The following is a 6,625-nucleotide window of genomic DNA, read 5'->3' on the forward strand; positions in this document are numbered from 1 at the left end:
CACGCTACACCGAAGGCTTCAGCCATTTCGTTACCTCCATAGCTGCTCCGGTTGCTTCCGGCTGGAGCGGTTGCCGGGTGGGGCTTACACCCACTGGGAAAGCGCCGCCTTTACACGGCGCACGCCACCTACGGTCGTTCGCCCTTGCGCTTAATGGTCATTCAACCGGCTCCTCTACTCAAGAAGCGGCCCGAAAGCCAGATTCGTCCCAGAAGAAGATGTCGGCATTTTCCTCACGAGCCTGTCAGACAATGTGTCGCAGGATCGTCAGCCGCCGCCGCACGCTGCCCGATCGGAAACCGACCATATGCCGAGATACAGACGCGAATGACCGCACTTGGCATTGCCACGCTCATGGGCACCGATCTATGCGGTTGAGTTGAAGGGGCCGCATCCGGTCTCAGGATACGCGGCACGAACCGACGCGCATCGATCATGCGAGTGGCGTTAACTGACCCTGGATAGACCAGAGTGATGGGTCCGGTGAGCAGTTGTACCCGGATCGCCGGGACAGAGGTCCGCCGGACCGATCCCACAGATGGCGATGATCACCGTCTCCGGTTCTCCTCGGCGCACGGCGACGTTCGTCCAAATTCGATGACTGCGCGAATTGACCAGCATGCGAGTTACGTTCGCGGCTGACGCTATTTTGTCGCGACGACGATCGAAGTGGGCCCGTCGAGCGGATGATGGCCGGCTTCGACGAAGCCTGCTTCACGCATCCAGCCGATACAGTCGGCGGCGGTGTAATCGAAACCGCCCGACGTCTCGATCAGCATGTTGAGACTCATTAGCAAGCCGAAGGCATTGTGTCGCCGGTCGTCATCGATGATCGCGTCATAGGCGATCAGGCGGCCGCCCTTGGGCAGCGCCTCAAAGGCCTTGGCTAGCAGCAGCTTCTTTTGGTCGAGGTCCCAATCGTGCAGGATATGGCCCATGACCAGGACATCGGCTTCGGGCAGCGGCTGCTCGAAGAAGCTGCCGGCTTCGAAACGGACCCGGTCTGCGAGGCCCTTGCCGGCGACATATTGCTCGAACACCGGCCGGACCGGCGGCAGATCGAAGCCGGTCGCGGCAAGATGTGGATGGGCGGCCGCTACGACGCAGGTCAGCCCGCCCTGAGCGCAACCGATATCGGCAAAGCTCCCGACCTCCGCCCAGGGAAAGGTACCTGCCAGCGCTTGCGCAGCAGGTAGGCTGACCCCGGTCATCGCGCCGAGGAAGCCGCGCAACCTGGTCGGATCGGCATAGAGTGTGCTGAAGAAGTCCGGCGCGGCGTCCTTGGCATCGCCTTGCGGCAGGCCGGTCCTGAGCGCTTCGGTCAGGCTGCCCCAGGAGGAATAGAGACGCGCATTGGCCATTTCCAGGACCCCGCCGATATAGCTGGGCTTGTTTCTGTCCAGGAAGTGGTCGGTCGCCAGCGTGTTGGCATAGCGCCCATCCTGTCGGTCGAGCAGATCGAGGGCGACCAGCGCATCGAGGAAGTCCCGGGCACTGCGCGGATGCAGCCCGAGCCGGGCGGAGAGCGCTTTGAGATCCTGCGGCCCTTCGGCCAGGGTCGTGAAGGCGCCGAGTTCGACGGCGCTGAGCAGCGCCTTCGAGCTCCAGAAGCCCATGCCGATCTGCATAATGAGGGCGGGTGAGATTTTGGTCATACAGTCTGCTCCTTCAGATTGTGTCGAATTCGAACCCGTGCGGTGACAAACAGTACGGTGGCATTGCTCGCGGGCTCGCCAAGTGCATCGGAGTGGTGAACTGCGTCCAGGTGATCCCGCAGAGCGGGGGTATCGGATCATCGATTCGTATCGTTGCGCATATCTCCTGTCGCGAGACACGATCGAATGCAGTGCGGCTCGCAAGTTGCCGCATGCACACAAAAACACCCGGCGTGTGCTCTCTATTCCACGCCGCATCCGCCCATGGAAAAGCCCGGTCGTACTGGAGAACCCTCGTGACCGATTTCCGGCAGATCTTGCCCAATGCGCCGGTCACTATATCGATTGCACAGGCCTTGCGCGAAGGCGGCTAACCGACGCAACAACGACATCCGAATGCCTGGTCAACGCCTCGCGTGAATGGCGGTTCATGGCCGGGTCCTGCCCGATGCGGTCGGCGGGAGTCGACCGGATATAGCCTTTCAACATTCACGTTAGCGGCCTGTCATGACCGAATGGTGCCGGGAAGCCTCAATACGAGATTTCGAAATGTGATTTCCGCTGAACCATATGTGCGAGTTCGAAGGTCGAGTCGTTCAGACGATTTTCGTGAAACCGTCGGCGCTCCAGCGTTCGCTCCCCACGCCGTGATGAACGAAGAACAAACCATCGGGATCATACTGATCCTTAATGGCGAGCAGCCTGCTGTAATTTGAGCCCCAGAAGGACCGCTGCCAGTCCGCGTCGAAAAAATTGCTTTCCGCCACGTAGGAACCGGCGTCTGGAACCAGCTTGCGCACCTCGGCCATTGCACGTCCGATGGCCTGCCGGTCCCGGCGCGCCAGCGCGGTGTCGGGCTCGTGGCCCTGAATGCCGGGATACGCGGGCGGCCCCTCCGCCCCGGCGATAAGCAACGCGAAGGCGTCCAGCGCGGCCGGGTTCGTGGCGGTGTTTCTCGCGGCAGCGACAGCCTCCGCCGGTGCACCCGCCAAGCCCTTGTTGACGTGCAGCGACACGCTCCATTGACGGGTCGCCGCAAACAGCGTGTCGGCCAGGGTTTGACGCCGGTCATCTTGCAGCAAGGCCGCGGGGAGCCACGCGGACTCATAGCCGTGTAGCACTTGTCCCGCCTCTCCGCGATTACCCGACCAAAAGATATTGTCGTCGGGTGCGCCCGGCCGGTCGTCGGTGCTGATGAAGCCGAGGAGCTTCTTGAACAGGGTTGGAGCCCAGAAACTGCGGGCCGAGATGGCGACAATCTTCAGTGGCGAGAACTCGACCTTGAAATCGTCCGGGGACGCGGCAAGCGTATCCATGAACGGCTGCCAGATCGCTTGCGCTTCACTGCGACTGAGCCCCTGGAACACCATCGAGATGGTGAGGACGTTGTCGCGGCGAAATCTGATCTGTTCGCCCCAGTGCGGGTTCATCAGGTTCTGATTATAGAAGTCGATGATCACGCCAATCAGCCGGCGAAACGCAGACGTCGATGTCGCCTTGATCGTCATGTTCACCGCGCCGAAAGTCTCGGGCAATTCGTGAACCCGCAGCGTGAGCCGGGTGACCACGCCCAGGCTCCCGCCGCCGCCGCCTTTCAGCGCCCAGAATAGATCGGGATTCGTGCAGGCATTCGCGATCCGGACCGCGCCATCTGCCGTCACAACTTCCGCTTCGAGCAGGCTTCCCGCGGCCAGTCCGTAGGCCTTGGAAAAGCTGCCGAACCCGCCGCTTTGGATCAGGCCGGCCACGCCGACCGTCATGCAGCCGCCACCTTGCACGTAACCGCCCGCCTTGGTAGTGACCGCATCGTAGACGTGCGCCCAGAGCGCGCCGGCACCGGCCGTGACCGCCCTCACCGGGGTCGCATGCTCCTCGCATCCTGTGCCGACAAACGCGTCCTGCACGGTGATGTTGTTCATTTTTCGCGTCCAGACCAGCAGAGAGTCCGGCGCATTCGATGTGCCTTGATAGCTATGGCCGCCGCCCTTCACCACGAGGCGGAGATTGTTCCGACGTGCGAAGTCAACGGCGACGACGACGTCATTCGTGTTGCGGGCAGCCACCGCGTAGACGCTGGGTGTCGATGTCCACGCGTCAACCCAGCCGAGGGTTTGCGTTAGACCCACCTCGTCGCCGAGAAAATAGGGGTTCTTGAGCTCCCTGAATAGTTGCCTGCAGTCGTCACTATCGGGCGCGTTCAGGCAAGCCACCAGGGGCGATTGCACTTTCACCAGTGCATTGCCGACCTGCTGGCTGAGTTCGTTCCACTGCGCCTCGGACGGCCAGCCTGGATCGCCCGGACGCACGCGAGTGAACGCTCCGGATACCGCCGCTTGCGCCGAAGCGAGCATCTGTTTCCGGGCACCATGCAAAAATGTGATTCCGACCGCAGATTGCAAAATACGTCGTCTTTTCGAGGACGTGGTTTTGTTTGAAGCTTTCATCGGCATGCGTGAAATCTCAATATGGTTGCAACCCGGATGACTGAGAAACCGGCGGAACTCTTCGAATAATGGGGTGACCGGAAGACGTGCATCAAGCGTTCGAAGTCCGCCAACCGTGCACCGCAAATCGTTAGCCCCCAGCCCACCGCCGGACAGATTTTCAACGACTTAGCCTTCGGGGTCGATTGGCCGAAACCTGTCCCACGACGACGCGCTGAGCTCGACCCGCAAGAGGTTAAGGCAACCTGGAAAAAGGCAACGACGTGCGCGGCGGGGCGACGTATGTCATCGCTGGCTCGTGTGTTGGGGGGTGTGCGCGTAATCAATGGTACGTCGTCGTAGACGACTGCAGCTTCGTCAGCACGCCGCGTTTGAACTGGAACCAGCCTTGCGAGCTTTGCATCACGACTTCATCGCCTTGCCAGAACACGCGCTTGACCGTCATGCGCTTACCCGAGCGTTGCACAAGCGGCGGATGGTGGCGAAAGTCGTACAGCACCGGGCCGGAATCAGTCTGCACGAGCGTGCGCGTGACGCTGTCATTTGCATTGCCTACGTCGTCGAAATGCGTGAGCATGCTCGCGCTAAAGCGATCGAAAATTTCCTTGTCGAGCATCCCTACGAAATCGCCGTCGACGCGCACGAATTGCAAGTTACCCGAGGGCGTGACGAGCGGGCCGGACGCGTTGCTTTGCGCATGAACGCAAGTCACGAAAGAGGTGGCTGCGAGCCCAGCGAGGAACAGTCGTCTCATGTTTTCCTTTTAGATTCAGCGGCGTCTCCGACGACGGAGCACGACCCGCAATCTTTCCTTGGGAACATTGTCGTCAATTTTGGCCGAGACGTCGAAGGTCTTTAACTGGCCGACCTCTGCCAGATGACGCCACGGGCCTGAATTCGCGAGCTGCGTCTCGCGCGGAAGGCCGAGGCCGACCGCTTGAGACACTCGTGACTGACAGCAATAGGGAATCGAAAATGGTGCAATGAGGTTGTTCCGGCAAATTCATCTTCCGTAGAAACGCCTTGTAGCGCAGATGGATTTCAGATTTTTACCAGCGGATGTTATTCATCGACTAACTCGCTTGGAGTCCGTGATCCAGCGTCTCGCGGTAGGCAATTCAGCAAGCGAGAACAAGCGGACATCGCCATGAAAAAAGGGTTTTAGCATACCAACCATAACCCGTAGCCATGCGAGATCCGTAACCACTGCGATGTGGCTGAAATCGTGCCAGTGCCTCAGCCCGAACGCGCCGTCATCCCAAAGCGCTCCAACCTCAAATCCCGTGAACTCTTTCCCGACGACATAGAGCATCTTGATCGGCCCCTTGCCCATCATCGCCTCAGCCTTGGGTATGAGTGTACTTTTGTAGTCGTCGTGCGTAACCTTGCCCGTGGCTTCGATCGCGAGCACATCTTGCGGTAACCCATCGATGAATTTGAACATCGCCGTCCCCCATTGGTTCTCCGCAGTGCAATTCGGTGCCTGCGGCCGCGATGATGCGTTCCTATTGTAGGCTCATGAGCGACCGCTTCGGGTAACAGTTCTCGCAGGGTCAGTGACCGCTCATGGCCGGCCGACAAGAGGCGGACACGAATGCGCAGCCGGCAACCTGCGTCCACCGCTTAGCGTGCTTTATTGTCGGAATTATGAAGCCGCCCCTTCATGCGCGGCCGGGGTGCCGGAGCCGGTTCGGCATCAGCCGACTGTTCCAGCAGGCTCGCGATGTCGCGATCGATGGCCGAAAGGATGCGTTGCTTGGGGTGCCCGTCGAGATTCGGTTTTTGTCGCCCCGACGGCATGCCGTGTCCCGCCCCACCCGGGAAGGGACGCACGAGTCCCGATTGGATTGAAGGTTAGAATCCCGCGCGTGTGCGCCGCGCGCTCGAATAATTACCTGTGGGCACACACCGGAACGAGCGCATGGCAATCGTCAAGGGCACGCCCGGGTTCGCCGAGCGCCGGGTCGCGGACTTCGACTACAGCATGTTCAGGAAGGCGACATAACCGCCGTGCCGTTTCGGACTAGAATCCTCTGAGGAGGAGTCAGTGATGTCAGCTCTCAAGCGCATCGATCCGGGCCATTCCGCCTATCAGGCCGCGCTGAACAGGACGACCCGCTACCCTGCGGAGCACGTCACATTGACGGCTAGCTCAAGGAAGAGGCTGCGCCCCTGTGTGCCGCATCGAAAGGTCGGGCGCGGCAAGGTCGGCATCGGCGGCAAGTAGGCATCCGCAACCCTTGTATGGCGTCGGGCTTTAGAAGGTGGCTTGACGTGAATTTGACCTTGCCCCTGTTTGGCGAATCCCTTAACCGAGGAAATTACGCAGCCTCGCCTTGCTGGGCTGCGAACCAGTTTTTCTCGAATGTCATGGGACTGACGTAGTCGAGTGTCGAGTTTAACCGGCGTGCATTGTAAAAGCCCAGCCAGTCGATCACCTCATCCATTGCGGCACGCCGCGTGGCGAAGTGCCGGCCATGCATGCGTGCTACCTTCAGCGAACCCCACAGACTTTCGGTCGGCGCG

At 60.6% G+C, this 6,625-nt stretch carries 6 protein-coding genes; 1 reads left to right on the plus strand and 5 read right to left on the minus strand.

Annotated features, from left to right (window positions below; genetic code table 11):
- Positions 1-644 precede the first annotated feature (644 nt).
- The 4 genes from F6X37_RS35055 to F6X37_RS35070 all read right to left on the minus strand — a co-directional run bounded on the left by F6X37_RS35055 (position 645) and on the right by F6X37_RS35070 (position 5,543).
- Positions 645-1,655, minus strand: a complete 1,011-nt coding sequence (locus tag F6X37_RS35055; protein ID WP_187614582.1) for a methyltransferase — start codon at positions 1,653-1,655, stop codon at positions 645-647.
- A gap of 596 nt (positions 1,656-2,251) precedes the next feature.
- Positions 2,252-4,105: an FAD-dependent oxidoreductase gene (locus F6X37_RS35060; RefSeq protein WP_262420154.1), complete on the minus strand. Its 1,854-nt coding sequence runs from the start codon at positions 4,103-4,105 to the stop codon at positions 2,252-2,254.
- A 316-nt stretch (positions 4,106-4,421) separates the two neighbouring features.
- On the minus strand, positions 4,422-4,853 hold the full coding sequence (locus F6X37_RS35065; RefSeq protein WP_090807180.1) for a hypothetical protein: 432 nt from the start codon (positions 4,851-4,853) through the stop codon (positions 4,422-4,424).
- 312 nt (positions 4,854-5,165) lie between these two features.
- The gene (locus F6X37_RS35070) at positions 5,166-5,543 is read right to left on the minus strand and encodes an STAS/SEC14 domain-containing protein (RefSeq protein WP_090807178.1); all 378 of its coding nucleotides are present in this window, start codon (positions 5,541-5,543) and stop codon (positions 5,166-5,168) included.
- Between the two features lie 606 nt (positions 5,544-6,149).
- Between F6X37_RS35070 and F6X37_RS35075 the strand changes: the two genes are divergently transcribed.
- Entirely contained in the window at positions 6,150-6,326 is a 177-nt protein-coding gene (locus tag F6X37_RS35075; RefSeq protein WP_167368717.1) for a hypothetical protein, read from the plus strand.
- A gap of 94 nt (positions 6,327-6,420) precedes the next feature.
- Here F6X37_RS35075 and F6X37_RS35080 read toward each other — a convergent pair.
- On the minus strand, positions 6,421-6,625 hold a 205-nt coding region (locus tag F6X37_RS35080), incomplete at its 5' end, for an IS3 family transposase (protein WP_187614583.1).

It is taken from the genome of Paraburkholderia sp. 31.1 (genome assembly GCF_014397645.1).
In the GTDB taxonomy this organism is placed as follows: Bacteria; Pseudomonadota; Gammaproteobacteria; order Burkholderiales; family Burkholderiaceae; genus Paraburkholderia; species Paraburkholderia tuberum.